Consider the following 26,232-nt stretch of genomic DNA (forward strand, 5'->3'; position numbering starts at 1 on the left):
CCACCTCCATTGCTCGGATCGCGCACCGCTCCGGGCCTCGCTCGTACCTCACTCGTTTCCTCACGGCACTCACTCCTCGCGCTCCCAGACTGGCGCCTCGTGGCGGGCGGCCATGATCTTGTCGTTGCTGACTCCGGCGGGGACCATCGGCCACACCATCGCGTCGCGGTGGACGACGAAGTCGATGACCACCGGTCGGTCGTTGGTCTCCAGCGCCTGCTTGATCACCGCGTCGACCTCCTCGGTCGTCTCCGCGCGCAGGCCGAGGCAGCCGTAGGCGTCGGCGAGCTTGACGAAGTCGGGCACCCGCTGCTGCATCGGCTGGAGGTCGGTGTTGGAGTAGCGCTCGTTGTAGAAGAGCGTCTGCCACTGCCGGACCATGCCGAGCGAGCTGTTGTTGATGATGGCGACCTTGATCGGGATGTTGTTGATGACGCAGGTGGCGAGCTCCTGGTTCGTCATCTGGAAGCACCCGTCGCCGTCGATCGCCCACACGGTGCGCTCAGGCTCGGCCACCTTGGCGCCCATGGCCGCCGGGACGGCGTAACCCATGGTCCCGAGGCCCCCGGAGTTGAGCCAGGCGTTCGGCCGCTCGTACTGGACGAACTGGGCCGCCCACATCTGGTGCTGCCCGACCCCGGCGACGTAGGTGCCCTCCGGGCCGGTCAGCTGCCCGATCCGCTGGATGACGTACTGCGGGGAGAGGGTGCCGTCCTCGGTGTCGGTCCACCCGAGCGGGTAGGTCTGCTTCCAGCCGGCGACCCGCTCGCGCCAGGCCGCATAGTCCCAGGCGTCGGACTGCTCGGGGCCGGCGCTGGCCTGGTCGGCGCGGATCTGCTCGATGAGGTCACCGATGACCTCGCCCACGTCACCGACGATCGGGACGTCGGCGATCCGGTTCTTGGAGATCTCCGCCGGGTCGATGTCGGCGTGGATGACCTTGGCCTCGGGGGCGAACGTCGACAGCTGGCCGGTGACGCGGTCGTCGAAGCGGGCGCCCAGGGCGATGATGAGGTCGGACTTCTGCAGGCTCGTGACGGCGGCGACCGTGCCGTGCATCCCCGGCATACCGAGGTTGAGCGGGTTGCTGTCGGGCACCGTCCCGCGGGCCATGAGCGTCGTCACGACCGGGATCTGGGTCAGCTCGACGAGCTCTCGGAGCCGGTCGCTCGCGTGGGCGCGGACGACACCGCCACCGACATAGAGCACCGGGCGCTTGGCCGCAGCGATGAACCGCGACGCCTCCCGGATCTGCTTGCTGTGCGGGCGGGTCACCGGTCGGTAGCCCGGCAGGTCGATCTGCGGCGGCCAGCTGAACGTCGTCATGGCCTGCAGGGCGTCCTTGCTGATGTCGACGAGGACGGGCCCGGGCCGGCCGGTGCTCGCGACGTGGAAGGCCTCGGCGACGGACTGCGCGATCTTGGCCGGGTCGGTGACGAGGTAGTTGTGCTTCGTGATCGGCATCGTGATGCCGCGGATGTCGGCCTCCTGGAAGGCGTCGCTGCCGATGCTGGCGCTGGAGACCTGGCCGGTGATCGCGACCATCGGCACCGAGTCCATGTGCGCGTCGGCGATGGCCGTGACGAGGTTCGTCGCACCCGGACCCGAGGTGGCCATGCAGACCCCGACCCTGCCGGTCGCGGCGGCGTAGCCCTCGGCCGCGTGGCCGGCCCCCTGCTCGTGGCGGACGAGGATGTGGCGGACCTTGCTCGAGTCGAGCATCGGGTCGTACGCGGGGAGGATCGCACCTCCGGGAATGCCGAAGACCGTGTCCGCACCGACCGCCTCGAGGGCGAGTACGAGAGCCTGCGCACCGGTGACCTCGATGGCCGGCACGACCGGAGCAACCGTGACGTCGGTGCTCGAGTGGTCGGCGGGGGGCTTCGGGCGGGCCCGTTGGGCCACGTCCGCGGGCGAAGGCGCCTGCTTCGTGGTTTCGCTCACGGTTCTCTCCGGTTCGATCGGCTCGGGTGCCTGGGGTTTCGGTTCCTGGGGGCGGACCCCCCGTGGGTGGCCACAAAAAAACCCTTCAGTCCTGTGGCGGACGGAAGGGGAAGCGCGCTGACCGGTGCTGGCTGGTCGGCGCGCTAGGGAAGTACGAGAATTCGGGCCACGCGTCCACCGTCCTACGCGCCCTCTGGGAAGTCAATCGGCCGTGCTCCATGTCTCACCATGTGGTGATGTGATCTCACCAACTGTCATGGCCCGGGGGTCCTGGGAAAGTCGGTTGAGCGGGCCCACGCCGGGCCGGACACTGGGGGCATGTTGAGCGACGACGAAGCGGGGAGCGAGGGCACGGGCCCCGGAGAGGACGCGGGGAGCACCCCGGCCGCCGGCCCCGACCCGACCGACCGCCTCGGTCTGACCGGCTGTGACGTGCGGCCGCTCACGTCCGAGGACGCCCGCGCGGTCTTCGAGCTGATGGCGGCCGGCGAGCTCGAGACGATCGGGGTGGTCGCCGTCGAGGAGGGCGACATCGTCAGCGACTGGCAGCGCCCGAGCTTCGACCTGGCGACCCAGAGCATCGGGGTCTTCGAGACCGGCCGCCTCGTCGGCTACGCGGAGGTGGCGATGGGCCGGTGGGCTGACGCGGCGGTCGCGGCCGACCATCGGGGCCGCGGGATCGGGACCGGGCTCGCGCTCTGGACCCAACGCGTGAGCCGACGGGACGGCACCGGACTGGTCGGCCAGCCGGTGCCCCACGGCTCCCCGGGAGAGCTGTTGCTGCGCTCGCTGGGTTACGAGGAGCTGTGGACCTCGTGGGTGCTGGAGATGCCGGAGGGCGCCACGATCGACTCGCAACCCGTTCCGGACGGCTACACGATCCGGCCCGCTGAGGACGAGGCCGACTTCCACGCAGCCCACGTCGTCGTCGAGGACGCCTTCCTCGAGTGGTCGGTGCGCGAGCGCGGGACGTATGCGGACTTCGCGGCGCAGGTCGTCCTTCGGCCCGGCTTCGAGCCGTGGCAGATCCGGCTGATGACCGAGCGGTCGGGCGAGGTCGTGGGCACGTCGATCCTCCAGCTGGGCGAGGACTGCGGTTATGTGAGCCGGCTGGCGGTCCGTCGAGACGAGCGGAACCGTGGTCTGGCCCGGGCCCTGCTCGTCGACTCGTTCGCCGTCGCCCGGGAGCGCGGCGCGACCCGGTCCGAGCTGTCCACCGACTCACGCACCGGTGCGCTCGGCCTCTACGAGAAGGTCGGCATGCAGGTCACCTCGACGTGGCACCACCTGGCCATCCAGACCTGACCCCGGGCGAAAGAGCCCCACCCAATCGAAAGAGCAGTTTGTCCGCCTGCTCGTGGCCCGCGGGCCGCGCACGAGCGCGGACAAACTGCTCTTTCGATGCGTCAGTCGCAGACGGCGCCGCGGCTCGCGCTGCCCACGAGCTTGCGGTACTTGGCGAGCACGCCGCGGGTGTACTTCGGCTCCGGGTGGGTGACCCCCGCCGCTCGGCGGCGCTCCAGCTCCGCCTCGTCGACAAGCAGGTCGAGCGTGCCGTTCGCCACGTCGAGACGGATTCGGTCGCCGTCTCGCACGAAGGCGATCGGACCGTTGTCCACGGCCTCGGGGGCGACGTGCCCGACGCAGAGCCCGGTCGTCCCCCCGGAGAAGCGCCCGTCGGTGAGCAACAGGACGTCCTTGCCCAGGCCCGCGCCCTTGATCGCCCCCGTGACCGCGAGCATCTCGCGCATCCCCGGACCGCCCTTGGGGCCCTCGTAGCGGATGACGACGACATCGCCCTTGCCGAGCGTGCCCTGCTCCACGGCGTCCATCGCCCCGCGCTCGCCGTCGAAGACCCGCGCGGTTCCCTCGAAGACGTCCTCGTCGAAGCCGGCCGACTTCACCACGGCGCCCTCGGGGGCGAGGGATCCCGTGAGGATCGTCAGGCCGCCCGTCTTGTGGATCGGCCGCGACATCTCTCGGATGACCCGGCCGTCGATGTGCGGCGGCTTGATCTCGTCGAGGTTCTCGGCGACGGTCTTGCCGGTCACGGTGAGGCAGTCGCCGTCGAGCAGGTCGGCCTCGAGGAGCGTCTTCATGACGACGGGGATACCGCCGATGTGGTCGATGTCCTTCATAACGAAGGCGCCGAAGGGTTTGACGTCCGCGAGGTGCGGGACCTTCCGGCCGATCCGCTGGAAGTCGCCCATCGTCAGGTCGACCTCGGCCTCGTGGGCCATGGCGAGGAGGTGGAGGACGGCGTTGGTCGAGCCACCGAAGGCCATCACGACGGCGATGGCGTTCTCGAAGGCCGGCTTCGTCATGATCTGGCGGGCGGTGATGCCACGGCGGAGCAGCCCGACGACCGCTTCGCCGGACTTGCGCGCGTAGGCGTCGCGGCGGCGGTCGGTCGCAGGGGGCGCGGCCGAACCGGGCATCGACATGCCGATCGACTCGGCCACGGCGGCCATCGTGTTGGCGGTGTAGAACCCGCCGCACGCGCCCTCACCGGGACAGATGGCGCGCTCGATCGCATCGACGTCCTCGCGCGACATCAGTCCCGCGTTGCAGGCGCCGACCGCCTCGAACGCGTCGATGATGGTGACCTCCTTCTCGGTGCCGTCCGAGAGCTTGGCGACACCGGGCAGGATCGTGCCGGCGTAGAGAAAGACGGAGGCCAGGTCGAGCCGCGCGGCGGCCATGAGCATCCCGGGCAGGGACTTGTCACACCCGGCGAGCAGCACTGAACCGTCGAGGCGCTCGGCGCTCATGACGGTCTCGACCGAGTCGGCGATGATCTCGCGGGAGACCAGTGAGAAGTGCATCCCCTCATGACCCATCGAGATGCCGTCGGACACCGAGATCGTCCCGAACTCGAGCGGGTAGCCACCCGCCGCGTGCACGCCGTCCTTGGCCGCCTTGGCGAGCCGGTCGAGCGACAGGTTGCACGGCGTGATCTCGTTCCACGAGCTGGCGATCCCGATCTGCGGTTTCGCGAAGTCGTCGTCCCCGAGGCCCACGGCCCTGAGCATTCCCCTTGCGGCGGCCTTCTCGAGTCCGTCCGTGACGTCGCGGCTACGGGGCTTCATGTCAGGGGTCTGGGTCATGCGCCACAGCATAGAACTGCGTCCGCTGAGTGGACCGGCCATCTCAGATGCCGTATGCCGCTGGGTTGGCTCCCCTCCCAACGCCCGCCTCAGCCGCGGCTGACGTGGAAGCGCTCCAGCTCGCAGGCGCCCCACTCGAGGTCGGCCCAGTCGCCCGCGTAGCGCAGCACCGCGACACCGCTCGTCGCGAACCCTCCGGCGAGGGCCTCGTGGGCGGCGCGCGAGCCGTCACCGTCGCTGAGCATGCTGGTCAGCTGGGCGACGGTCGGGTTGTGGCCGATGAGAAGGACGGACGCCGTCTCCCCCGAGTCCTCCCGGATCGTCTCGAGGGTCTCCTCGACTCCGCCGGTGTAGACGCTCCTGCGGTACTCGACGAACTCGGTGTGGGCGCCACCCTGGCGAGCGGCATCCCAGGTCTGACGGGTCCGGACCGCGGTCGAGCAGATGACGAGGTCGGGGACGAGGCCCTGTTCCTTGAGCCACGCCCCGGCAGCGGCGGCGTCACGCCGCCCGCGGGCGATGAGCTCGCGGTCGTGGTCGGGCTTGCCGGCACCGTCCTCGGCCTTCGCGTGACGCATGAGGACGAGGGTCTTCTCTCTCGCTGCGCTGCTCATGCTCCGAGCATGCCCCCCTCCCGGCTTCTTGTCAGCCCTGTGCCCGCGTCCGGTCGAGCGGTGTCCGACACACTGGGAGAGGCGGCTCGTCTCAGCCCCCGGAGACGGCGTTGATGATGTGCACTCGCGCACCGGGAGGCACGGTTGTGGCCAGCCCCTCAGCGCGCGAGACGTCCTCGCCGTTGACGAAGACCTTGACGTGCGGCCGCAGCAGGCCGCGTTCGTCGCGGACCTTGCCGTCGAGGATCCGGTGCTCCCGGAAGGCTGCGTCGAGCAGCTGGCCGACGGTCTGTCCACCGTGATCCGCGGGGACCTCCAGCTCGCCGATCCCACCGACGAGGTCGCGCAGCAGTCCCGGGAGAATGACTCGGGTCGTGGTGGTCATGAAACCCCTCTGTCTGTCGTGCCGGCGGGTCAGCCGACCTGGGCCGCGCGTACGGCCAGGACGTCGGGAAGCTGGGTCGCGATGCGGGTGAAGCTCTCGCCCTCGTCGGCGGAGGCGAAGACGTCCCCGTTGCGGGTGCCGACGTAGATCCCGACGGGGTCGCCGTCGTCGAGGGCCGCCGCATCCCGCAGGACGCAGGTGTAGCTGTGGTTGGGCAGCCCGTTAGCCTGCTGCCGCCACGTGCGGCCGGCGTCGTCGGTGCGCTGCAGCTGGAGCTGGGTGCCCGGCGGGATGCGCTCGCCGTCGTCCTGGACCGGCACGTTCCACACGACTCCCGGTGTGCGTGGGTGGGCGAGGATGGCGAAACCGAAGTCGGTCGGGAGCCCCTCGGCGATGGACTGCCACGACGCGCCGCCGTCCTCCGAGCGGTAGACCCCCTTGTGGTTCTGGGCGTAGAGCTCACCATCGACGCCGCGCGCGACCTTGTGGACGCACTGGCCGAACTCGGGGTACTCGTTGTCGGGCATGAAGTAGGCGCGGATCCCCGGGTTGCTCGGCTCCCACGTCTCCCCCGCGTCGGCGGATCGGTAGACGCCGCCCGCGCTCATCGCGACGAGCATCCGCTCGGGGACCCCGGGCTCGGGGACGATCGTGTGCACGGCACCACCGCCGAAGCCGGGCTCCCACCGCGGTCGGTGGGGGTGGTTCCACAGCCCCCGCACCAGCTCGAAGCTCTCGCCTCGGTCGGTGCTGCGGAACAGCGCGTGCGGCTCGACTCCCGCCCAGACCACGTCGTCGTCGTTGGGGTCGGGCGTCAGCTGCCACACCCGCTCCAGCGCGGTGTCGGTGTCGCTGGGGAAGGCGAGCGCCCGCTCCGCGCTCTCGCTCCAGGTCCGTCCGGCGTCCTCGCTCACCTGGACGGTCGGCCCCCAGTGCCAGGACTTGACGCCCGCGAGCACCGCCTGCCGGCCGGCCCGCGTGTCGAAGGCGACCGAGGCCACCTCGCTCATGAGGAAGTGGGGCCCTTCGAGCGACCACTCCTGCCGGTCGGAGCTGCGGGCGAGCCACAGGCCCTTGCGGGTGCCGATTGCCACGATCGTCTCAGCCATGTTCACAGTGTCCACTAGGCCACCGACAGCCACAAGGTTCCCGCTCGCTCCCGCTCGCTCCCACTAGAGAGGATCCCGGATGCCGCCGGGCTCGCTCCCGCTCGAGAGCGCAGTTCCCGCCACCGACGCTCACCCAAGCGGGCACGAAGTGCACACTCCATGGAGGGTTGGGCGGCACGAAGTGCACTCTCGATCGGGGGGTTGGGGGTACGAACTGCTCTTTCGATCGGGTCAGGGGCGGGGTGCTGCGTTGACGAGGTTGTCGAGCGGCCGGTCGTCGCGCAGCGCCTCGACCTGCCGGCGGAGCAGCGCCAGCGCCCTCGGTGCCATCGCCGCCGTGGCGCCACCGACGTGCGGGGTGATGAGCACCCCCGGAGTGCGCCACAAGGGGTGGTCCTGCGGCAGCGGCTCCGGGTCGGTCACGTCGAGCGCCGCCCGGAGACGGCCCGAGGCGCACTCCGCGACGAGCGCGTCCGTGTCCACCACCCCGCCGCGGGCCACGTTGACGACCAGGCCGCCGTCGGGGAGCCGGGCCAGCAGGTCCGCGCCCACCAGGCCTCTCGTCCCGTCGTTCAACGGGACGATGAGGATGAGGACGTCGGCGTGCGCGGCGAGGCGGGGCAGCTCGTCCATGCCGTGCACCGCGTCGACGAGGTCGTCGCCCGGGCGGGCCCGGGACGCCACCACCGTCACGTCGACCTCGAAGGGCAGCAGGCGCCGGACGATCGCCCGACCGATCTGCCCGTAGCCGACGACGAGAACGCGCCGGTCGGCCAGCGCCCCCCAGATCCGGGGCCCGGCCCACTCGCCCCGGTCCTGGGCACGGACGTGGTGCGGGAGGTCCCGACACGAGGCGAGGACCAGCGCGAGGGCCAGCTCGGCCGTGCTCGCATCGTGGATGCCGGCGCCGTTGCACAGGCTCACCCCCTCGGGGATGGCGCCGAGCACCGACTCGTAGCCGGCCGTCAGCAGCTGGACGACCTCGAGCCGAGGCAGCTCCTCGAGCCGCTCCCGCGCGGGGGGCGCGCCCATGTACGGCGGGACGACGAGCCGGATCTCGACCCCGCGTGGGTGGGGGCCGGAAAGGTCCCACAGGACCGGCTCGACGCCCTCGACGGAAGCGAGCCCAGCGGCATACGACTCCTCGGGAACGGACACCACGACGGGGCGAACGGCACTCATGGGGCTCAACCTACGTCCCGACGGCGACGTTAGGCTCCTCGGGTGAAGCCACCCCACGTCATGTCCGTCAACCTCGGCAAGGGGGTCCCCCGGCCGTATGCCAGCGGGCCGACCACGGCCATCGACAAGGGCCCGGTGCCCGAGGGGACGCTCGTGGAGATCCGCGACCCCGGCTCGAAACGGGGCGGTCTCGGCTCCGGCCTCGTCGGCGACGACATCGGCGACCGACGGCACCACGGCGGCGCGCAGCAGGCGGTCTACGCCTACGCGCGTGAGGACCAGCAGTGGTGGGAGGAGCAGCTGGGGCGCGCCCTGCCGCCCGGCTCCTTCGGCGAGAACCTCACCACGCTGGGGGTGGACACCACCCACGCCCTGATCGGCGAGGTGTGGCGGCTCGGCGAGGTCGTCCTCAGGGTGGAGGTCCCCCGCATCCCGTGCGCCACGTTCGCCGGGCACCTCGGTGTTCGCGGGTGGGTGAGACGGTTCGGCGACGCGGGGCGCACCGGCGCCTACCTCTCCGTCGTCACCCCGGGCGTGATCGAGCCCGGCGTGACGGTCGAGGTCGAGCGTCCGGACCACGACATCGATCTGCTGCTCAGCTTTCGCGCCGCCCTCGGCGACCTCGAGGCGGCCACGCGCGTCCTCGAGGCCCGCGTGCTGCACCCCGACGAGCAGGTCTGGCTGGCTGACAAGGTGGCCCGCCGCAGACGGTGACGGATCAGGTCGGTGGGACAGAATGAGGTATGCCGTCCCGCTCGCGCCTGACCACCCGTCGGCTCCTCGTCGGCCTGGCCGCGCCGCTCCTCGCCCTCGCCGCCTGCACGGGCGCGCCGGCGGAGGACGACGGAGCCGCCCCGACGTCGGCGCCGACCGCCGCCACGTCGACGACCACGAGCACCGCACCGGACGCGACGGCCCCGAGCGACACCAGCGCGAGCGGCACCTCCCCCGCTCGCGAGTCCGGGCCTGCCCGGACGCTCCTTCGAGGGCTCGAGATCGCGTGGTCGATCGCCCCGCTGCCGGACGGCTCCGCCCTCGTCAGCGAACGGGACACGGGCGACATCCACCACGTGCCGGCACCCGGGTCCGGGGCCAGCCCGACCGTGGTCGGCCGGCTCCCCATCGAGCGCACCAGCGGCGAGGGCGGCCTCCTCGGTCTGGCCGTCCCCGAGGACTTCGACGTCAACCCGGTCTTCTACGCGTACTACTCGACCGACAGCGACAACCGGATCGCCGCGGTGCCGTGGCACGGTGACCGCATCGGCGAGCCCAAGGTCATCTTCGACGGCATCCCCCGCGGTCACAACCACAACGGTGGACGCATCGCGTTCGGGCCGAACGGCTACCTCTACGTGGGGACCGGCGAGGCCGGCGACACCTCGCTCTCGCAGAACCGCGAGTCGCTCGGCGGCAAGATCCTGCGGATCACCCCGGAGGGCGAACCCGCGCCGGGCAACCCCTTCGGAGGGTCCCCGATCTGGAGCTATGGCCACCGCAACGTCCAGGGGCTCGCCTGGGACAGCGCGGGCCGGATGTGGGCGAGCGAGTTCGGCGCACAGACCTGGGATGAGCTCAACCTCATCAAGCCCGGTTCGAACTACGGCTGGCCCGAGGCGGAGGGCAGGGCAGGCAACCCCGACTTCGTCGATCCGGTCGTCCAGTGGGCCACCGCCGACCTGTCACCGAGCGGGATCGCCATCGGTCCCGACGGCGCCGTCTACCTGGCCGCGCTACGCGGGGAGTCCGTGTGGCGGGTGCCGATCCGGTCCGACGGGAGCGCGGGTGAGCCCGAGCGCCGGCTCCGCGGGACCTACGGGCGCATCAGGGACGTCCGTTTCGTCTCCGGCCGGCTGTGGCTGACGACGAGCAACGGGTCGGACGACCGCCTGATCTCCCTGCCGCTCGCAGACGTCGGCGTGGGTTGAGCGCCACCGCCACCACCGCATGACTAGGGTGCGGAGCAGTGCAACGCACCCGACGTTGCATCCCAAGGAGGTAGGCATGTCGCAGTACGACGAGATCCTCGACCAGGTCCCGGTCCAGCAGCTCGCCGGAGAGTTCGGCGTCGGCGAGGAGGACGTCCGCGCGGCCGTCGAGCAGGCCCTGCCCGCGCTGCTCGGCGGTCTGCAGGCCAACGCCGAGGACCCGGCCGGGGCCGCCTCCATCGCGCAGGCCCTGGGCGAGCACGACCGCGGCGCGCCGCGTGACCTCGCGGAGGTCGACGTCGCGGACGGCGAGAAGATCGTCGGCCACATCTTCGGAGGCAACACCGACCAGGTCGTGGACCGGCTGACCGGCGCGAGTGGCGTCAGCGGGGTCAGCGGGGTCAGCGGGGTCAGCGGGGTCAGCGGTGCGGGCGGGGTGAGCGGCGACCTGGTCAAGAAGCTGCTGCCGATCCTCGCGCCGATCGTCCTGTCGTGGCTCGCCGGCAAGCTCCGCGGCCAGGGCGGCCTCGGCGGGGTTCTCGGCGACCTCATCGGCGGAGGGTCGCCGAGCGCCCAGCCCCCGAGCGCCCAGCCCCCGGCCCCCGGCCCGGTGGACAACGGCCCGCTCTTCCCGGGCGGCCAGGGCGCGCAGAGCGGCCCGACGCAGGCACCGGGAAGCACGGGCGCCGGTCAGCCGCAGGAGTCCGGCTCGAACCCGATCACCGACATCCTCGGTGGCATCCTCGGCGGGTCCGGCCGGGGCGACGTCCTCGGTGGGATCCTCGGCGACCTCCTCGGCGGAGGCCGCCGGCGCTGACTCACAGCGAGGCCCGGCCGCTGGTCCGCGGGCCCGCTCTCCCCTCCTTCGCAACACACCCGCTCACCGCGTGCCCACCCCGGCCACAGCAGGGGGTCGCAGGCGGTAAGCGGGTGTGTTGCGGGTGGACTGAGGAGGGAGTGCGGGCGGTCAGGCGCGGGGGAAGGCCGGCGGGTGGACCTTGGCCATCGACTCGAGGACGCGCACGACCTGGCAGCTGTAGCCGAACTCGTTGTCGTACCAGACGTAGAGAACCACCCGGTCGTCGGCCGTGATGGTCGCGCGGCCGTCGACGATCCCGGCGTACTGCGATCCGACGAAGTCAGACGAGACGACCTCCGGGCTGTCGATGTAGTCGATCTGCTTGTGCAGCGCCGAGTGGAGCGCGGTGCGCCGCAGGTAGGTGTTGATCTCCTCGGGCGTCGTCCCCCGCTCGAGCGTCAGGTTGAGGATCGCCATCGACACGTCCGGCGTGGGCACCCGGATCGAGTTGCCGGTCAGCTTGCCAGCGAGCTCGGGCAGGGCCTTCGCGACCGCCTTCGCGGCGCCCGTCTCCGTCAGCACCATGTTGAGGGCAGCCGAGCGACCCCGACGCTCTCCCTTGTGGAAGTTGTCGATGAGGTTCTGGTCGTTCGTGAAGGAGTGGACCGTCTCGACGTGACCGCCGATGATGCCGAACTCGTCGTGGACCGCCTTGAGCACCGGCACGATGGCGTTCGTCGTGCACGACGCCGCAGAGAGGATCGGCTCGTCACCCGCTTCCGCGGAGGTGATCATCTCCTCGTTGATCCCCGCCACGATGTTCGGCAGGTCGCCCTTGCCCGGGGCGGTGAGCAGCACGCGGGCCACACCGGGGCAGGAGAGGTGCTGGGCGAGTCCCTCCCGGTCCCGCCAGCGGCCCGTGTTGTCGACGACGATCGCGTCCTCGATGCCGTAGGCGGTGTAGTCGACGCTCGCCGGGTCGTCCGAGTAGATGACCTGGATCAGGGTGCCGTTCGCGAGGATGGTGTTGGCGGTCTCGTCGACCGCGATGGTGCCCTGGAACGACCCGTGGACCGAGTCGCGGCGCAGCAGGCTCGCGCGCTTCACCAGGTCGTCGTCGCTGCCCTTGCGCACGACGATGGCGCGCAGGTTGAGGCCGTCTCCGTGGCCGGCGTGGTCGACGAGGATCCGGGCGAGCAGCCGACCGATCCGGCCGAAGCCGTAGAGCACGACGTCGGTGCCGCGCCGGCCCTCCCCGCCCTCACGTCCCGTTGACCCCTTGCGCCCGGCCACCTCGCCGAGCTCGCCCCGGACCCACTCGGTGAGGTCGGCGCCCTCGCCCTCCTGCTTGTACTTGCGGGTGAGCCGGCCGAGGTCGACCGAGGCCGCGCCGGGGTCCGCCGCGGCGAGCGCCTGGATCATCGGCAGGGTGTCCTGCAGGTCGAGCTCGACCTCGTCGACCCGGCGGGCGAAACGGTGCGCCTTGATCAGGTGGATCGCGTTCTCGTTGATGAGGCCGCGCCCGTAGATCGAGGTCACGACGCTGTTCTGCCGGTAGAGGCGGCCGATGATGGGGATCATGGCCTCGGCGAGGGCCTGGCGCTCGGACCAGTCCTCGTAGTGCTCGTCAGCGGTCGCAGCGCTGGTCGGCTGGGCCGGGTCGGTCGACTGGTCAGTCACAGGGTGCGTCATCGTCACGAGCCCCGAGACTAGGTGCCGCCCCAAGGAACAGCCGACAGGACTGTGCTCGGCCCGTGACCAATCTCACGGGCCGAACGGCCCCACGATCAGCCCAGACGGGCCAAGATGAGCGTCCGCGCCTTGCCGGCGTCGGCCTGCCCCTTCATCTCCTTCATCACCTGGCCGATGAGCGCGCCGGCCGCCTGCACCTTGCCCGACCGGACCTTCTCCGCGATGTCAGGGTTGGCCTCGATGACCCGGTCGACGGCCGCCTGGAGCGCGTCGTCGTCCTGCACCAGCTCGAGGCCCCGTGCGTCAGCGACCTGCGTCGGGGTCCCCTCACCCGCGAGAACACCATCGAGCACCTGGCGGGCCATCGAGTCGTTGAGGCGACCACTCGTCACGAGACGGTCGAGCTCGGCGACGTGCGCTGGGCTGAAACGGAGCCCAGCGGCATACGACACGAGGTCCTGGCCCTCGGCGTTCGCGCGCCGGGACGGCTCACCGAGCCACCACTTCTTCGCCGCGGCGGCACCCGCCCCCGCGGCCACCGTCTCCTCGATCAGCTCGACCGCGCGCGCGTTGACGACGTCGCGCATCTCGAGGTCGCTGAAGCCCCACTCGCCCTGGAGGCGCCTGCGGCGCAGCCCGGGCGGCTCCGGCAGGGTGGTCCGCAGCGCGTCGACCGTCTCCCGGGTCGGCGCCACCGGGACGAGGTCGGGCTCCGGGAAGTAGCGGTAGTCGTCCGCGTCGGACTTGACCCGGCCCGACGTCGTCATCCCGGTGTCCTCGTGCCAGTGCCGGGTCTCCTGGAGGACCGAGCCGCCCGCCTCGAGCGTCGCGGCCTGCCGCGACATCTCGTAGCGGACCGCGCGCTCGACCGAACGGAGCGAGTTGACGTTCTTGGTCTCGGTCCGGGTGCCGAGCGGGACCGCGAGCTGCGCCTCGCCCCGCGGGTCGTCGCCGACCCGCACCCGGAGCGACACGTTGGCGTCGCAGCGCACCGAGCCCTGCTCCATCTTGACGTCGGAGACGTCGAGGGCGCGCAGCAGGTCCCGCAGTGCCGACACGTAGGCCTTGGCCACCTCCGGGGCGCGCACCCCGGCCCCGACGATCGGCTTCGTGACGATCTCGATGAGCGGGATGCCCGCCCGGTTGTAGTCGACGAGGGAGTACTCCGCCCCGTGGATCCGACCCGTCGAGCCGCCGACGTGGAGCGACTTGCCGGTGTCCTCCTCCATGTGGGCCCGCTCGATCTCGACGCGGAACACCTCGGTGCCGCCCGCACCGTCGTCGACCTCGACGTCGAGGTAGCCGTTGAAGGCGATCGGCTCGTCGTACTGGGAGGTCTGGAAGTTCTTCGGCATGTCCGGGTAGAAGTAGTTCTTCCGGGCGAACCGGCACCACTCGGCGATCTCGCAGTTGAGCGCCAGACCGATCCGGATCGCGGACTCGACGGCCTTCTCGTTGACGACGGGCAGGGCACCCGGCAGGCCGAGACAGACCGGGCAGACCTGTGAGTTCGGCTCCGCGCCGAACTCGGTCGGGCAGCCGCAGAACATCTTGGTGAGGGTGTGCAGCTCGACATGGACCTCGAGGCCCATGACCGGGTCGAACCTTGCGACGACGTCGTCGTAGTCGAGGACGGGGTCCATCCCGACGGACGCGGCGGATGTCACAGCCATCTCAGGCTCCCTTCACGAGGCCGGCGGCGAGGTCCGGTGCCTTGGACAGGATCGGGGCGCCCCAGCGCTCGAGGAGGGCCTGCTCGAGGGCGGCGCCGACACTGTAGAGGCGCTCGTCCTTCATGGCGGGGGCCAGGATCTGGATGCCGGTGGGCAGGCCGTCCTCCTCGGCGAGACCGGACGGGATCGACATCCCCGGGACGCCGGCGAGGTTGGCGGGGATCGTCGCGATGTCGTTGAGGTACATGGCCATCGGGTCGTCGAGCTTGTCGCCGAGCTTGAAGGCCGTCGTCGGTGCCGTCGGGCTGAGGAGCACGTCGACCTTCTCGTAGGCGCGCTCGAAGTCCTGCGCGATGAGGCTGCGGACCTTCTGCGCCGACCCGTAGTAGGCGTCGTAGTAGCCCGAGCTGAGGGCGTAGGTGCCCAGGATGATCCGGCGCTTCACCTCGGGGCCGAAGCCGGCGTCGCGGGTCGCGGCCATGACCTGCTCGGCCGTCGGCGCGTCGACGCCCTCGGGGAGCACGCGCATGCCGTAGCGCATGGCGTCGAACTTCGCCAGGTTGCTCGAGGCCTCGCTCGGCAGGATGAGGTAGTACGCCGCGAGGGCGTAGTCGAAGCTCGGGCAGCTGACCTCCACCACCTCGGCCCCCTGCTCGACGAGCAGCGCGACGGACTCCTCGAACCTCTCACGGACGCCCGGCTGGTAGCCCTCGCCGCCGAGCTCCTTGACGACGCCGATCCGCAGGCCGGTGACGTCGGCCCGGCGCGCCGCGTCGACGACCGGGGGGACGGGCGCGTCGATCGACGTGGAGTCGAGCGGGTCGTGCCCGCCCATCACCTCGTGGAGCAGCGCCGTGTCGAGCACCGTCCGGGCGCAGGGCCCGGCCTGGTCGAGCGAGCTGGCGAGGGCGACGAGGCCGTAGCGGGAGACGCCGCCGTAGGTCGGCTTGGTGCCGACCGTGCCGGTCACCGCGGCCGGCTGGCGGATCGAGCCGCCGGTGTCGGTCCCGGTCGCTAGCGGCGCCTGGAACGACGCGACGGCGGCGCTCGAGCCCCCGCCCGAGCCGCCGGGGATGCGCTCGAGGTCCCACGGGTTGCGGGACGGGCCGTAGGCCGAGTGCTCGGTCGAGCTGCCCATCGCGAACTCGTCCATGTTCGTCTTGCCGAGGATCGGCATCCCCGCGTCCTTGAGGTGCCGCACCACGGTCGCGTCGTACGGCGGGACCCACCCCTCGAGCATCCGGCTGCCGCACGTGGTGGGCAGGCCCCGGGTGGTCATGACGTCCTTCACGGCGATCGGGACGCCGGCCAACGTGGCGAGCCGCTCCCCCGCGGCGCGCCGGGCGTCGACGGCGCGGGCCGTCGTGAGCGCACCCTCGGCGTCGACGTGCAGGTAGGCGTGCACCTGCCCGTCGACCGCGGCGATCCGGTCGAGGTAGGCCTGGGTCACCTCCACCGAGGAGATCGACTTGCTCGCCAAGCCCTCCGCGAGCTCCGCCGCTGAGGCGCGTGTCAGGTCAGTGTTCACATCAGTTGCCTTCGTCCGAAAGGAAGTTCACGAAACGGTGCCGTATGCCGCTGAGCTGGCTGAGCGGCATACGAGCTGGTGGTCGGTGGCTCGGTCCTTGCTCGCCCCGAGGACCGAGCCGAATCGGCCCTCCGGTCCTCCCTCGCTGGCGCTCGGTCGATCCTCACGCCTTGGCTCAGTCCTCATCGAGGATGCGGGGCACCGCGAACCGGCCCAGCTCCCGCTCGGGGGCGCCCGAGAGCGCCTCGTCCGGGGTGAGCCCGGGACGGACCACGTCGGGACGGGTCACGTTGGTCAGCGGCATGGGGTGCGACATCGGCGGCACGTCCGCGATGGGCGCCTGCTGGACCTTGGCCACCGACTCGAGGATCACGGACAGCTCGCCGACCATCCGGTCGAGCTCGGCGTCCGACAGGTCGATGCGCGCCAGCCCGGCGAGGTGGGCGACGTCTTCGCGGGACAGGGAGGACATGCGGGTCAGTCTATGGGGCGGGCCGACCGGGAGCGGACGGGTGACCAGCCGCAGCGGCGGCTGGTCACCCGAGTGTCTCGCGTGGTCAGCGGTGCGGTCGGTTGCGGCGCTCGATGACCTGTTCGCGGACGAGGTTGCGGGCCGTCCCCCAGATGCCGTGGCGGAAGAGCAGGACGATGAGGACGAAGATCGCGCCGGTGATCATCGCGATGCCGCTGATCCCGGCCGAGGCCAGGTAGTCCTCGAGGTAGACGACCACGCCGGCGCCGACGAGGCCACCCCAGAGGGTGCCTATGCCGCCGAGGACGGTGATGAGGACGACCTTCCCGGACGTGGTCCACCCGACTTCCTGGAGCGAGGCGAAGCTGTGGCTGATCGAGAAGACGCCACCGGCCAGCCCGGCGAGCCCGGCGGAGATGACGAACGCGACGATCTTGTACCTCTCGACGTCGTAGCCGAGGGCGCGGGCGCGGGCCGGGTTGTCGCGGATCGCCGTGAGCACCCGCCCGAACGGCGAGTTGACGACGCGCCAGGCGATGAGGATGCCGACGAGGATGACCCCGGCACCGGCGTAGTAGAAGTAGAACGAGTCCGTCTCGACCGCCTCGACACCGAAGAAGTTCTTCGGGATGTTCTGCAGGCCGTTCTCCCCGCCGGTCAGGCTCCGCCACTGGTTGACGATGAAGAAGAGCATCTGGGCGAACGCGAGGGTGACCATGGCGAAGTAGATCCCGGTGCGCCGCACCGAGAGGTAGCCGATGGGCACGGCGATCACCATGGCGAAGACGGCGCCGCCCAGGACGGCCAGCGGGAAGGGCACCCCCGTCTTGATGGCGATGACCCCGGTCGCGTAGGCGGACCCGCCCCAGAAGGCCGCGTGCCCGAAGCTGAGCAGCCCGGTGAACCCGAGGAGCAGGTCGATGCTGATCGCGAAGAGGCCCCAGCAGAGGATGTCCATCGCGACCGGCGGGTAGATCTGGTAGGGCAGCAGGACGAGGACCGCGAGCCCGGCGAGCAGCAGCACATAGCGCCAGGGACTGCGCCGGGAGAGGATCGAGGGCTGAGCGAGGTCGACGTCGGTCTTCGCGGTGAGCTGCTGGTCGGTCATGCGATCTCCTCCCGTCCGAAGAGCCCTGCGGGCCGGACGAGGATGACGAGGGCCATCATGATGAAGATGACGATCTGGGCGTAGGCGGGGGCGTAGGCGACCCCGTAGGCCTCGACGAGCCCGACGAGGAACCCGGCCACGACCGCCCCGAGGATCGACCCGAGGCCCCCGATGACGACGACGGCGAAGAGGATGATGACGAAGTTGCTGCCCATCTCCGCGGTGATGGCGCGGCTCGGGGCGGCGAGGACACCGGCGAGCCCGGCCAGGGCGATGCCGAACCCGAAGACCGGGGTGACCCAGCGGCCCACGTTGATGCCCAGGGCCCGGGTCCGCTCCGGCGCCTCGGTCGCGGCGCGGACGATCATCCCGATGCGGGTGCGGGTGAGGAGCAACCCGACGGCGATGCACACGACCACCGAGAAGAGACACGCGAAGATCGCGTAGGTGGGCAGGCCCACGCTGCCGACCGTCACCTGACCGCCCAGGCCAGGTGGGATCTGGTAGGGCAGCCCGGAGACGCCGTACCGCTGCTTGACCGCCTCGACCAGCACGAGGGTGAGCCCGAAGGTGAGCAGGAAGTTGTAGAGCGGGTCGAGCTGGAGCAGCCAACGGATCAGGGCGCGCTCCATGAGCACCCCGAAGCCGAACATGATGATGGGGACGATGACGAGGGCGAGCCAGAAGTTGACGTTGAGCTCGGCGAGGAGGACGGCCGCCAGGACCGCTCCCAGCATGTAGACGGCGCCGTGCGAGAAGTTCACGACGCCGAGGACTCCGAAGATCACGGCGAGGCCCAACGCGGACACGGCATAGAAGCCGCCGGCCGCGAGGCCCTGCAGGGTGTACTGGATGAAAGCGCTCATGGTGCCGACCTTGTCGTCATCGGTCCCGTCGCGGCGCGGGGTGCCGGCTGCCTCGCAGCAGCCGACACCTCCGCCGACCTCGTGGGATCAGGTCACATCTTGCAGGCGTCGGACACCGGGCCGAACGCCTCTGCAGCGGGGATCGTCGTGAGGATCTCCTGGTAGTCCCAGTCCTCCTTGACCTGGTCCTTCGTCTTGACCTTGGCGAGGTAGGAGTCGTGCAGGACCCGGTGGTCGGCGGCACGGATCTCACCGTTGCGGAGGAAGACGTCGTTGACCTTCTTGCCCTCGAGCTTGGCGACCACGGCATCCGCGGCGTCCGTGCCGGCCGCCTGGACCGCCTCGAGGTACTGGAGGGCCGCCGAGTAGTTGCCGGCGTGGGCGAACGACGGGCGGGTCTTCGTCTTCTCGGTGAACCGGTCGGCCCACTTGCGGTTCTCGTCGTCGAAGTTCCAGTACCACGCGTCGGTGAACTGGGTCCCTGAGAACTGCTCGACACCGAGCGAGTGGATGTCGGTGATGAACATCAGCCCGACCGCGAGCGTGGCCTTGTCCTGCATCCCCGCCTGGTTGTACTGCTTGACGAAGTTGATGAGGTCACCACCGGCGGCCATGATGCCGACGACGTCCGGGTTGTCCGCGGCTGCCTTGGTGATGAACGTCGAGAAGTTGTCGTTGGGGAACGGGGTCGGGATGGACTGGAGGATCTTGCCCCCGGCCCCCTCGACCGCCGTGGTGAACGACTTGTTCATGTCCTGCCCGAACGCGTAGTCCGGGTAGACGATCGACCACGTCTTGCCGCCGTTCTTCACGGTGGCTGCGCCGGTGCCGTGGGCGAGCATGTACGTGTCGTACGCCCAGTGGAAGGTGTACTTGTTGCAGGACGCCCCGGTCAGGGCCGTCGTTGCCGCGCCGATGTCGATGAAGAGCTTCTTCTTCGCCTTGGCCTGGGTCGCCACGGCCAGGGCGGCCGAGGAGGTCGGGACGTCGAGGATGATGTCGGCGTTCTGCCGGTCGTACATCTCCTGGGCCTTCGTGTTGGCGACGTCCGGCTTGTTCTGGTGGTCGGCCTGGACGATCTCGATCGTCTTGGCCACCGCGTCGTTGCCGTACTTCGCCTTGTAGTCGTCGATCGCCATCTGGATGGCGACCGCGGAGTTGGGCCCGGAGAGGTCCTTGTAGACCCCGGACTGGTCGTTGAGCAGCCCGATGATGACCTTGTCGTTGCTCAGCTTGGAGTCGCCTCCGGTCTGCGGGCCGCCGGTCCCGCCGCCGCAGGCCGCCAGTGCTAGCGAGGCCGAGGCCGCCATGGCCACGGCGCCCGTGACCTTCTTTCTGCCACTCATGTCCCCTCCTGGGATGTCGTGCTGGGGTGGTGCGTGATGTCGTGCTGGTTGGTCGTTCGGGTCCTGCGTCGGGGTCGGGATGGTGCTACATCCCGAGATAGGTGAGCAGCTCGCTCTCGCGGGTCTGGAACTCCTCGTTGTCGAGGTGCTCGACGACCCTTCCCTGGGCGAGGAGGTAGTGCCGGTCGGCGACCGTGGAGGCGAACTTGACGTTCTGCTCGACGAGCAGGACGGCCACCCCGTGCGCCTTGATCTCGCGGATGATCTCCCCGATGCTCTGGACGATGACCGGGGCGAGCCCCTCGCTGGGCTCGTCCAGCAGGAGCAGCCGCGCCCCCATCCGCAGGACCCGCGCCATGGCCAGCATCTGCTGCTCGCCGCCCGACAGCTTGGTGCCGGGAAAGTCCCTGCGCTCGTAGAGCGCGGGAAAGAACTCATAGATCCGGTCGAGCGCCCAGCCGTCGTCGTGGACGACCGGCGGCAGCGTGAGGTTCTCGGCGACGGAGAGGGTGGCGTAGATGCCCCGGTCATCCGGCACCCAGCCGATGCCCAACCGAGCCCGGCTGTCCGCGGACCGCTTCACGAGCTCGACCCCCTCGAAGGTGACGGAGCCCTGGACCTGCTTGTGCAGACCCATGATGGAGCGAAGGAGGGTCGTCTTGCCGGCACCGTTGCGGCCGACGAGCGTGACGACCTCGCCCTGCCCGATCTGGAGGCTCACGTCGGACAGGACGCGGGCCTCGCCGTACCACGCGGAGACCCCGGTCACCTCGAGCGTCGATCGCGGCCGCCGCTCAGTCATGGGTTGCTCCGAGGTAGGCGGTGATGACACGCTCGTCCGTCCGGACCTGCTCGTAGCTTCCCTCGGCGAGGACCTGGCCGGACTGGAGGACCGTCACCGTGTCGGCCAGCGAGCCGACGACGTGCATGTTGTGGTCGACGAACACGACGGTGCGCCCGGTCGAGATCTGCTTGACGAGCGCGATGGTCCGGTCGACGTCCTCGATGCCCATCCCGGCCGTCGGCTCGTCGAGGAGCAGCAGCTTGGGGTCGAGCGCCATGGCGATGGCCAGCTCGAGCGCCCGCTTCTGTCCGTAGGCCAGGGAGCCGGCCGGCGCCCCGGCCCGGTCCACCAGGCCGACCTGGTCCAGCAGCTCCATCGACCGGTCCTTGAAGACCGACATCCGCTTGACCGACCGCCAGAACTGCATCCCCATGCCGGTCGGGCTGGCCAGGGCCAGCTCGAGGTGCTCACGGAGGGTCATCTGGTCGAACAGGCTCGTGATCTGGAAGGAACGCGCGATGCCTTGGTGCGCGATCTGCTCCGGTGCCTGGCCGGTGATGTCCTGGCCGTCGTAGACGATGGTCCCCGAGGTCGGGGTCAAGAACCCGGTCAACAGGTTGAACAGGGTCGTCTTGCCGGCCCCGTTGGGACCCACGAGCGCGTGGATGGTGCCCTCGAGGACCGTGAGGCTGACGTCGGAGACGGCCTTGAACCCCCGGAACTCCTTGGTCAGGGAGCGGGTCTCGAGCAGTGGCGTGCCTGCGGACACCTGCACCTCCTCGTGCGACTCGTGGCCTGTCCGGTCTGGCCCGATCTGGTTTGATCCGGCGCGGTCGGGACGGGCGTCCTGACTCCGGCAACTCTAGGAGGCGGCGAGACGCAGGACACGGTTGTTCCCCACACACCTGCCGCAGCCCTATGGCCGGTGGACACATGGGCTCGTGCGGACCGGGGCAAGGTCAGTCCGGTGAACCCGTTTCGAGGAGGCGCACGAACTGGGCCTCGTCGAGGACCCGCAGCCCGAGCTCCTCCGCCTTGGCGGCCTTCGACCCGGCGTTCGCGCCGACGACGACCCAGTCCGTCTTGCGCGAGACGGAGCCCGCCGCCTTGCCGCCGCGGCTGAGGATCGCCTCCTTGGTCTCGTCACGCGAGAACCCCTCGAGCGACCCGGTGACGACCACGGTCCTGCCCTCGAGCGTCCGGGCGACGGACGCGTCCACCTCGTCCTCCATCCGCACCCGGGCCGCGGCCCACTTGCGGACGATCTCGGCGTGCCAGTCCACCGCGAACCACGCGGTCACGGACTCGGCGATGATCTGCCCGACCCCCTCGGCCTCGGCGAGCTCCTCGATCGACGCGCGCCGGATCGCGTCCATCGAGCCGAAGGTCGTCGCCAGTGCGCGGGCCGCGGTGGGCCCGACGTGCCGGATCGAGAGAGCGACGAGGACCCGCCACAACGGCTGGGTCTTGGCCTTCTCCAGCTCGGCCAGCAGCTTCTCCCCGTTCGCGGACAGGACCCGGCCATCGACGACGTGGGCGGGATCGTCGGTCCTCTTCGCCGCGCGCGTGTAGAGGCCCACCGCCGCGAGCCGCTCGCGCGTCACGCCGTAGGCGCCCGCCTCGGGGCTGTCCTCCGGCGGCGCGAAGAGGTCGCCCTCGTCGGTGAGGATCCCCGACTCGAGCAGGGCGATCGACCCCTCCCAGCCCAGCGCCTCGATGTCGAGCGCCGAACGCGAGGCCAGGGCGAAGACCCGCTCACGCAGCTGGCTGGGGCAGGAGCGGGAGTTGGGGCAGCGGATGTCCTTGTCCCCCTCCTTCTCCGGCGCGAGCTGCGTGCCGCAGGACGGGCACTGCGTCGGCATGACGAAGGGGCGTTCGCTGCCATCGCGGAGGTCGACGACCGGGCCGACGATCTCCGGGATGACGTCTCCCGCCTTGCGCAGCACGACGGTGTCCCCGATGAGCACGCCCTTGCGCTCCACCTCGTGCTGGTTGTGCAGCGTCGCCTGCTCGACGGTCGACCCGGCCACGACGACGGGCTGCATGACCCCGTAGGGCGTCACCCGCCCCGTGCGTCCGACGTTGACCCTGATGTCGAGGAGCCTGGTGTTGACCTCCTCCGGCGGGTACTTGAAGGCGATCGCCCACCGCGGCGCCCGGGACGTCGCGCCGAGCTGCCGCTGCAGGGTCACCTCGTCGACCTTGACGACGATGCCGTCGATCTCGTGGAGCCCGTCGTGCCGATGCTCGCCGTGGAAGGTGACGAACTCCTCCACGTCGGCGATGTCGTCGAGCACCTTCACCTGGTCGGACGTGGGCAGCCCCCAGGATCGGAGCGCCGCATAGCCCTCGCTCTGCCGGGCGATGTCGAAACCGCGGCGGGCGCCGATCCCATGGACGAGCAGCCGCAGCGGACGGCCCGCCGTGACCTTCGGGTCCTTCTGCCGGAGCGAGCCGGCGGCGGCGTTGCGGGGGTTGGCGAAGGGGGCCTTCCCGGCGGCGACGAGCGCCGCGTTGAGATCGGCGAACCCGGCGGTCGGGAAGAAGACCTCGCCGCGGATCTCGACGAGCTCCGGCACGTCGTCCCCCGACAGCCGCTCAGGCACGCCCTCGATGGTGCGAACGTTGTTGGTGACGTCCTCGCCGGTCCGGCCGTCTCCCCGCGTCAGCGCCCGGACGAGGCGGCCCTGCTCGTAGAGGAGGTTGACCGCGAGGCCGTCGATCTTGAGCTCCGTGAGGAAGTGCGCCCCGGCACCGACCTCGCGCTCGACGCGCTCGGCCCAGGCCCGCAGCTCCTCGAACGAGAACGCGTTGTCCAGGCTCAGCATCCGCTCGAGGTGGTCGACCGTCTCGAAGCCCGTGGCGAACGCCGACGCCCCGACCTTCTGGGTCGGGCTGTCCGGCGTGCGGAGCGAGGGCCACTGCGCCTCCAGCGCGTTGAGCCGCCGAATGAGCCCGTCGTACTCGGCGTCGCTGATCGTCGGCGCATCCTTGACGTGGTAGGCGAACTGGGCCGCGCTCGCCCGCTCCGCGAGGTCGGCCCACTCGTGGTGGACCTCGTCGGGGATGGCGTCCTCGATGGCCTGGCTCCCGGTGCTGTCGCTCACCCGCCCATCCTGCCAGCCACCGCCGACGGTCAGGTGGGAGCGAGAGCGAGCCCAGCGGCATACGGCTTGGTCGCGGACCGGCAACGACGCGGTCACGATCTGGACGACCACGCGCGGACGGGTTTGGGCCCCGAGGCCTCCATCAGCGACACTCTGGTGAGGGGTTCAGCTGTCCTGCCACCACGACGGGGGTCGAGGCACTGGCAGGTCCGAAGGGGATACATGCGCGTGAAGGTCACCATTCGCTCCGTTCGTCCGGCGTTGGTCGCCGTGCTGGCCGTCGTCGGCCTGACCACCGTGACGGCGTGCTCGCCCGACGTCCTCCCGACCGCGGACGGCGGCAGCGCCCGCACCAGCGCCAGCACCCCCAAGGCCACGCCGACCCCGACCCCGACGACTCCGCCGGTCACGTGGGTCACCACGCCGAGCCCCGGCGCCGAGGGCGTCGCCGTCGACACGACCGTCTCCGCCAAGACGAGGAACGGCACCCTGACGAAGGCCGCGCTCTCCTACGTGAGCAAGAAGGGCGTGGAGGTCCCCGTCGACGGGTGGCTCGAGTCCGGCACCTGGACGGCGAGCGACCTGCTCGAGCCGGGGGTGCAGTACACCTTCGAGCTGACCGCGAAGAACGACGACGGCGAGACCGAGCGCGCCAAGCGGTCCTTCACGACCGCCGACCTCACCCTCGACGACCAGGTCTGGACCAAGGTCTACCCGAGCGGCGGCACCGTCGGGATCGGGATGCCGGTCATCGCCACGTTCGACCTGCCGGTCGTCGACAAGGCGACCTTCGAGAAGCACATGGTGGTCACGTCGACACCGAAGCAGACCGGTTCGTGGTACTGGCTCTCCGACCGCGAGGCCCACTGGCGACCGAAGGCGTACTGGCGGCCGGGCACCCAGGTGCACGTCGAGGCCAACCTCAACGGGGTGCCGGCAGGCGGTGGCCGATGGGGTGAGCAGTCCGTCGTCAGCGACTTCACGATCGGCCGGTCCGTCGTGGCCAAGGTCAACCTCGACACCCACCTGATGGACGTCTACATCTCGGGTCAGAAGGCCCGGACCGTCCCCATCTCCGGCGGGCGACCCGGCTGGGAGACCCGGTCCGGCATCAAGGTCATCATGGAGAAGTTCACGAACTTCACGATGAAGGCCGAGTCGATCGGCCTCAAGGAGGGCGACAAGGACTACTACGAGGACGTCAAGGTCAAGCGCGCCCTCCGCATCACCCACTCCGGCGAGTTCCTCCACTCGGCCCCCTGGTCGGTCAGCCAGCAGGGCAAGGACAACGTCAGCCACGGCTGCACCGGCATGAGCGACGCCGACTCCATCTGGGTCTACGACCAGATGCGGATCGGGGACGTCGTCGAGACGGTGGGCTCCGAGAAGCCGATGACGATGGGCAACGGGTACGCCGACTGGAACCTCAGCTGGACCACGTGGAAGCAGGGCTCCGCCCTCTGACCCATCCGGTGGTGGGCTGGGAGGCGACGAGGGCCCGCGTGGCGTGAGGCCGCAGCGCGCGACGGTCAGGCCGGATGCCGCTGGGCTCGCTCGCGTCGGGCGGCCCGGGTCGGGCGCGTGGGACGGGTCACGACGACGGCCGCGCCGAGGACGAGCGCGGCCCCGGCGAGTTGCCAGGCCCCGAGCCGCTCGCCGAGGAAGAGGTAGCCGAGCCCGACGGAGACGACCGGGATCAGGTAGGTGACGAGGGAGCCGACCTGCTGGCCGACCGCCCGGAAGACGTCGAACTGGAAGAGGTAGGCCACGCCGGTCCCGAGGATGCCGAGCGCCAGGATCGAGAGCACGGGCCCCGTGCCCGGCCCCACCGCGTCGACCGCGGGCGACCACGGAGCGGGGAACCGGTCGCGGTGGAACGCCCACCAGACCCCGAGGACGACGACCATCTGACCGGCCGCGACGGTGAGCAGCGCGGACGGCAGCTGCAGGCCGCCGAGGTCGGTGTGGGCGAGGTACTTGCGGACCCACGTCCACCCGACGCCGTAGGAGGCGCCGGCCACGAGGGTCAGCCCGAAGCCGACGAGGTCAGGTTGGCCCACGGAGTCCCATGGCTGGGCGATGAGCGCGACGCCGAGGAAGCCGACGACGATCGCGGCGACCCGTCGCGCGGGCAGCCGCTCCGACGGGACCATCGCCATGGTGGCGATGACGGTAGCGATCGGGGTGATCGCGTTGCCGATGCCCGCGAGGGCGGAGCTGACCCGCTCCTCACCGAGCGGGAAGAGGACGAAGGGCACCGACGCGAGGAAGACCGCGACGACGAGGAGGTGACGCCAGACGGCCCAGGACCGTGGCAGGCGTCCCCCGGTGAGGTGGAGCAGCAGCACGACCGTGACGGCGCCGAGCAGGACCCGACCGGTGGCGATCTGCACGGGCGAGAACCATCGCAGCCCGATCTTCATGAACAGGAAGCTCGCGCCCCAGATGATCGCGAGCGACCCGAACTTCACCTGCCAGGGCACGCGCTGGGCTCGTCGCACGATGGGTGTGTCCGGGCCGGCGCCACTGTCCACCGTCGTCGTCTCTCGCGTCACTCGCACACGATAGCGACGACCGCCGACAGGCTCCCG

General features: G+C 70.6%; 22 protein-coding genes. 5 read left to right on the top strand and 17 right to left on the bottom strand.

Going from position 1 to position 26,232, the window contains the following annotated elements:
• Nucleotides 1-69: 69 nt before the first annotated feature.
• Nucleotides 70-1,944 (bottom strand): acetolactate synthase large subunit, encoded by a 1,875-nt coding sequence (locus INTCA_RS11995; RefSeq protein WP_013493184.1) that lies wholly within the window; start codon nt 1,942-1,944, stop codon nt 70-72.
• A gap of 318 nt (nt 1,945-2,262) precedes the next feature.
• Here INTCA_RS11995 and INTCA_RS12000 point away from each other — a divergent pair, with 318 nt between their 5' ends.
• Nucleotides 2,263-3,249 carry a GNAT family N-acetyltransferase gene (locus INTCA_RS12000; RefSeq protein ID WP_013493185.1) on the top strand — a complete coding sequence of 329 codons (987 nt, stop codon included), beginning with the start codon at nt 2,263-2,265 and terminating at the stop codon, nt 3,247-3,249.
• 101 nt (nt 3,250-3,350) lie between these two features.
• On the opposite strand, the gene ilvD is transcribed toward INTCA_RS12000, so the two are convergent.
• From ilvD to INTCA_RS12025, 5 genes are all read right to left on the bottom strand, one after another.
• Nucleotides 3,351-5,051, bottom strand: coding sequence for a dihydroxy-acid dehydratase (gene ilvD, locus INTCA_RS12005; protein WP_041308687.1), 1,701 nt, complete (start codon nt 5,049-5,051; stop codon nt 3,351-3,353).
• A gap of 89 nt (nt 5,052-5,140) precedes the next feature.
• Nucleotides 5,141-5,665, bottom strand: coding sequence for a SixA phosphatase family protein (locus INTCA_RS12010; RefSeq protein ID WP_013493187.1), 525 nt, complete (start codon nt 5,663-5,665; stop codon nt 5,141-5,143).
• Between the two features lie 91 nt (nt 5,666-5,756).
• A complete protein-coding gene (locus tag INTCA_RS12015; RefSeq protein WP_013493188.1) occupies nt 5,757-6,050 on the bottom strand; it encodes a MoaD/ThiS family protein in 294 nt (97 codons plus the stop codon).
• Between the two features lie 29 nt (nt 6,051-6,079).
• Nucleotides 6,080-7,159, bottom strand: coding sequence for a WD40/YVTN/BNR-like repeat-containing protein (locus tag INTCA_RS12020; RefSeq protein WP_013493189.1), 1,080 nt, complete (start codon nt 7,157-7,159; stop codon nt 6,080-6,082).
• A gap of 231 nt (nt 7,160-7,390) precedes the next feature.
• Nucleotides 7,391-8,341, bottom strand: a complete 951-nt coding sequence (locus INTCA_RS12025; RefSeq protein WP_013493190.1) for a 2-hydroxyacid dehydrogenase — start codon at nt 8,339-8,341, stop codon at nt 7,391-7,393.
• Nucleotides 8,342-8,383: 42 nt separating this feature from the next.
• On the opposite strand from INTCA_RS12025, the gene INTCA_RS12030 reads away from it, so the two are divergent.
• From INTCA_RS12030 to INTCA_RS12040, 3 genes are all read left to right on the top strand, one after another.
• Nucleotides 8,384-9,055: an MOSC domain-containing protein gene (locus INTCA_RS12030; protein ID WP_013493191.1), complete on the top strand. Its 672-nt coding sequence runs from the start codon at nt 8,384-8,386 to the stop codon at nt 9,053-9,055.
• 29 nt (nt 9,056-9,084) lie between these two features.
• Entirely contained in the window at nt 9,085-10,266 is a 1,182-nt protein-coding gene (locus INTCA_RS12035; protein ID WP_013493192.1) for a PQQ-dependent sugar dehydrogenase, read from the top strand.
• 76 nt (nt 10,267-10,342) lie between these two features.
• Nucleotides 10,343-11,083 carry a DUF937 domain-containing protein gene (locus INTCA_RS12040; protein ID WP_013493193.1) on the top strand — a complete coding sequence of 247 codons (741 nt, stop codon included), beginning with the start codon at nt 10,343-10,345 and terminating at the stop codon, nt 11,081-11,083.
• A gap of 150 nt (nt 11,084-11,233) precedes the next feature.
• Here INTCA_RS12040 and INTCA_RS12045 read toward each other — a convergent pair whose 3' ends face one another.
• From INTCA_RS12045 to ligA, 10 genes are all read right to left on the bottom strand, one after another.
• On the bottom strand, nt 11,234-12,646 hold the full coding sequence (locus INTCA_RS12045) for a glyceraldehyde-3-phosphate dehydrogenase (protein ID WP_244859906.1): 1,413 nt from the start codon (nt 12,644-12,646) through the stop codon (nt 11,234-11,236).
• Between the two features lie 206 nt (nt 12,647-12,852).
• Nucleotides 12,853-14,430 (bottom strand): Asp-tRNA(Asn)/Glu-tRNA(Gln) amidotransferase subunit GatB, encoded by a 1,578-nt coding sequence (gene gatB, locus INTCA_RS12050; RefSeq protein ID WP_013493195.1) that lies wholly within the window; start codon nt 14,428-14,430, stop codon nt 12,853-12,855.
• 1 nt (nt 14,431) lies between these two features.
• Nucleotides 14,432-15,958 carry an Asp-tRNA(Asn)/Glu-tRNA(Gln) amidotransferase subunit GatA gene (gene gatA / locus INTCA_RS12055; protein ID WP_013493196.1) on the bottom strand — a complete coding sequence of 509 codons (1,527 nt, stop codon included), beginning with the start codon at nt 15,956-15,958 and terminating at the stop codon, nt 14,432-14,434.
• A 175-nt stretch (nt 15,959-16,133) separates the two neighbouring features.
• Nucleotides 16,134-16,430 carry an Asp-tRNA(Asn)/Glu-tRNA(Gln) amidotransferase subunit GatC gene (gene gatC, locus INTCA_RS12060; RefSeq protein WP_013493197.1) on the bottom strand — a complete coding sequence of 99 codons (297 nt, stop codon included), beginning with the start codon at nt 16,428-16,430 and terminating at the stop codon, nt 16,134-16,136.
• 85 nt (nt 16,431-16,515) lie between these two features.
• Complete coding sequence (locus INTCA_RS12065; RefSeq protein ID WP_013493198.1) at nt 16,516-17,538, bottom strand: branched-chain amino acid ABC transporter permease; 1,023 nt, start codon at nt 17,536-17,538, stop codon at nt 16,516-16,518.
• Nucleotides 17,535-18,404 (bottom strand): branched-chain amino acid ABC transporter permease, encoded by an 870-nt coding sequence (locus INTCA_RS12070; RefSeq protein ID WP_013493199.1) that lies wholly within the window; start codon nt 18,402-18,404, stop codon nt 17,535-17,537. Before INTCA_RS12070 ends, INTCA_RS12065 begins: the two co-directional genes overlap by 4 nt.
• 92 nt (nt 18,405-18,496) lie before the next feature.
• Nucleotides 18,497-19,750 carry an ABC transporter substrate-binding protein gene (locus INTCA_RS12075; protein WP_013493200.1) on the bottom strand — a complete coding sequence of 418 codons (1,254 nt, stop codon included), beginning with the start codon at nt 19,748-19,750 and terminating at the stop codon, nt 18,497-18,499.
• A gap of 85 nt (nt 19,751-19,835) precedes the next feature.
• Complete coding sequence (locus INTCA_RS12080; protein ID WP_013493201.1) at nt 19,836-20,552, bottom strand: ABC transporter ATP-binding protein; 717 nt, start codon at nt 20,550-20,552, stop codon at nt 19,836-19,838.
• A complete protein-coding gene (locus INTCA_RS12085; protein WP_013493202.1) occupies nt 20,545-21,303 on the bottom strand; it encodes an ABC transporter ATP-binding protein in 759 nt (252 codons plus the stop codon). Before INTCA_RS12085 ends, INTCA_RS12080 begins: the two co-directional genes overlap by 8 nt.
• 190 nt (nt 21,304-21,493) lie before the next feature.
• Nucleotides 21,494-23,641, bottom strand: a complete 2,148-nt coding sequence (gene ligA, locus INTCA_RS12090; RefSeq protein ID WP_013493203.1) for an NAD-dependent DNA ligase LigA — start codon at nt 23,639-23,641, stop codon at nt 21,494-21,496.
• Between the two features lie 222 nt (nt 23,642-23,863).
• Between ligA and INTCA_RS12095 the strand changes: the two genes are divergently transcribed.
• Nucleotides 23,864-25,105, top strand: coding sequence for a L,D-transpeptidase (locus INTCA_RS12095; RefSeq protein ID WP_013493204.1), 1,242 nt, complete (start codon nt 23,864-23,866; stop codon nt 25,103-25,105).
• Between the two features lie 65 nt (nt 25,106-25,170).
• On the opposite strand, the gene INTCA_RS12100 is transcribed toward INTCA_RS12095, so the two are convergent.
• Nucleotides 25,171-26,196, bottom strand: a complete 1,026-nt coding sequence (locus INTCA_RS12100) for a DMT family transporter (RefSeq protein ID WP_244859825.1) — start codon at nt 26,194-26,196, stop codon at nt 25,171-25,173.
• Nucleotides 26,197-26,232 lie beyond the last annotated feature (36 nt).

The sequence above is a fragment of the Intrasporangium calvum DSM 43043 genome (assembly GCF_000184685.1).
Classification (GTDB): domain Bacteria; phylum Actinomycetota; class Actinomycetes; order Actinomycetales; family Dermatophilaceae; genus Intrasporangium; species Intrasporangium calvum.

What these genes read in the sequence shown, in the direction of transcription:
- INTCA_RS12000 (WP_013493185.1), top strand. Translation starts at nt 2,263, where the DNA reads ATGTTGAGCGACGACGAAGCGGGGAGCGAGGGCACGGGCCCCGGAGAG.
- ilvD (WP_041308687.1), bottom strand. Translation starts at nt 5,051, where the DNA reads ATGACCCAGACCCCTGACATGAAGCCCCGTAGCCGCGACGTCACGGAC.
- INTCA_RS12010 (WP_013493187.1), bottom strand. Translation starts at nt 5,665, where the DNA reads ATGAGCAGCGCAGCGAGAGAGAAGACCCTCGTCCTCATGCGTCACGCG.
- INTCA_RS12015 (WP_013493188.1), bottom strand. Translation starts at nt 6,050, where the DNA reads ATGACCACCACGACCCGAGTCATTCTCCCGGGACTGCTGCGCGACCTC.
- INTCA_RS12020 (WP_013493189.1), bottom strand. Translation starts at nt 7,159, where the DNA reads ATGGCTGAGACGATCGTGGCAATCGGCACCCGCAAGGGCCTGTGGCTC.
- INTCA_RS12025 (WP_013493190.1), bottom strand. Translation starts at nt 8,341, where the DNA reads ATGAGTGCCGTTCGCCCCGTCGTGGTGTCCGTTCCCGAGGAGTCGTAT.
- INTCA_RS12035 (WP_013493192.1), top strand. Translation starts at nt 9,085, where the DNA reads ATGCCGTCCCGCTCGCGCCTGACCACCCGTCGGCTCCTCGTCGGCCTG.
- INTCA_RS12040 (WP_013493193.1), top strand. Translation starts at nt 10,343, where the DNA reads ATGTCGCAGTACGACGAGATCCTCGACCAGGTCCCGGTCCAGCAGCTC.
- INTCA_RS12045 (WP_244859906.1), bottom strand. Translation starts at nt 12,646, where the DNA reads ATGATCCCCATCATCGGCCGCCTCTACCGGCAGAACAGCGTCGTGACC.
- gatB (WP_013493195.1), bottom strand. Translation starts at nt 14,430, where the DNA reads ATGGCTGTGACATCCGCCGCGTCCGTCGGGATGGACCCCGTCCTCGAC.
- gatC (WP_013493197.1), bottom strand. Translation starts at nt 16,430, where the DNA reads ATGTCCTCCCTGTCCCGCGAAGACGTCGCCCACCTCGCCGGGCTGGCG.
- INTCA_RS12065 (WP_013493198.1), bottom strand. Translation starts at nt 17,538, where the DNA reads ATGACCGACCAGCAGCTCACCGCGAAGACCGACGTCGACCTCGCTCAG.
- INTCA_RS12070 (WP_013493199.1), bottom strand. Translation starts at nt 18,404, where the DNA reads ATGAGCGCTTTCATCCAGTACACCCTGCAGGGCCTCGCGGCCGGCGGC.
- INTCA_RS12075 (WP_013493200.1), bottom strand. Translation starts at nt 19,750, where the DNA reads ATGAGTGGCAGAAAGAAGGTCACGGGCGCCGTGGCCATGGCGGCCTCG.
- INTCA_RS12080 (WP_013493201.1), bottom strand. Translation starts at nt 20,552, where the DNA reads ATGACTGAGCGGCGGCCGCGATCGACGCTCGAGGTGACCGGGGTCTCC.
- INTCA_RS12095 (WP_013493204.1), top strand. Translation starts at nt 23,864, where the DNA reads ATGCGCGTGAAGGTCACCATTCGCTCCGTTCGTCCGGCGTTGGTCGCC.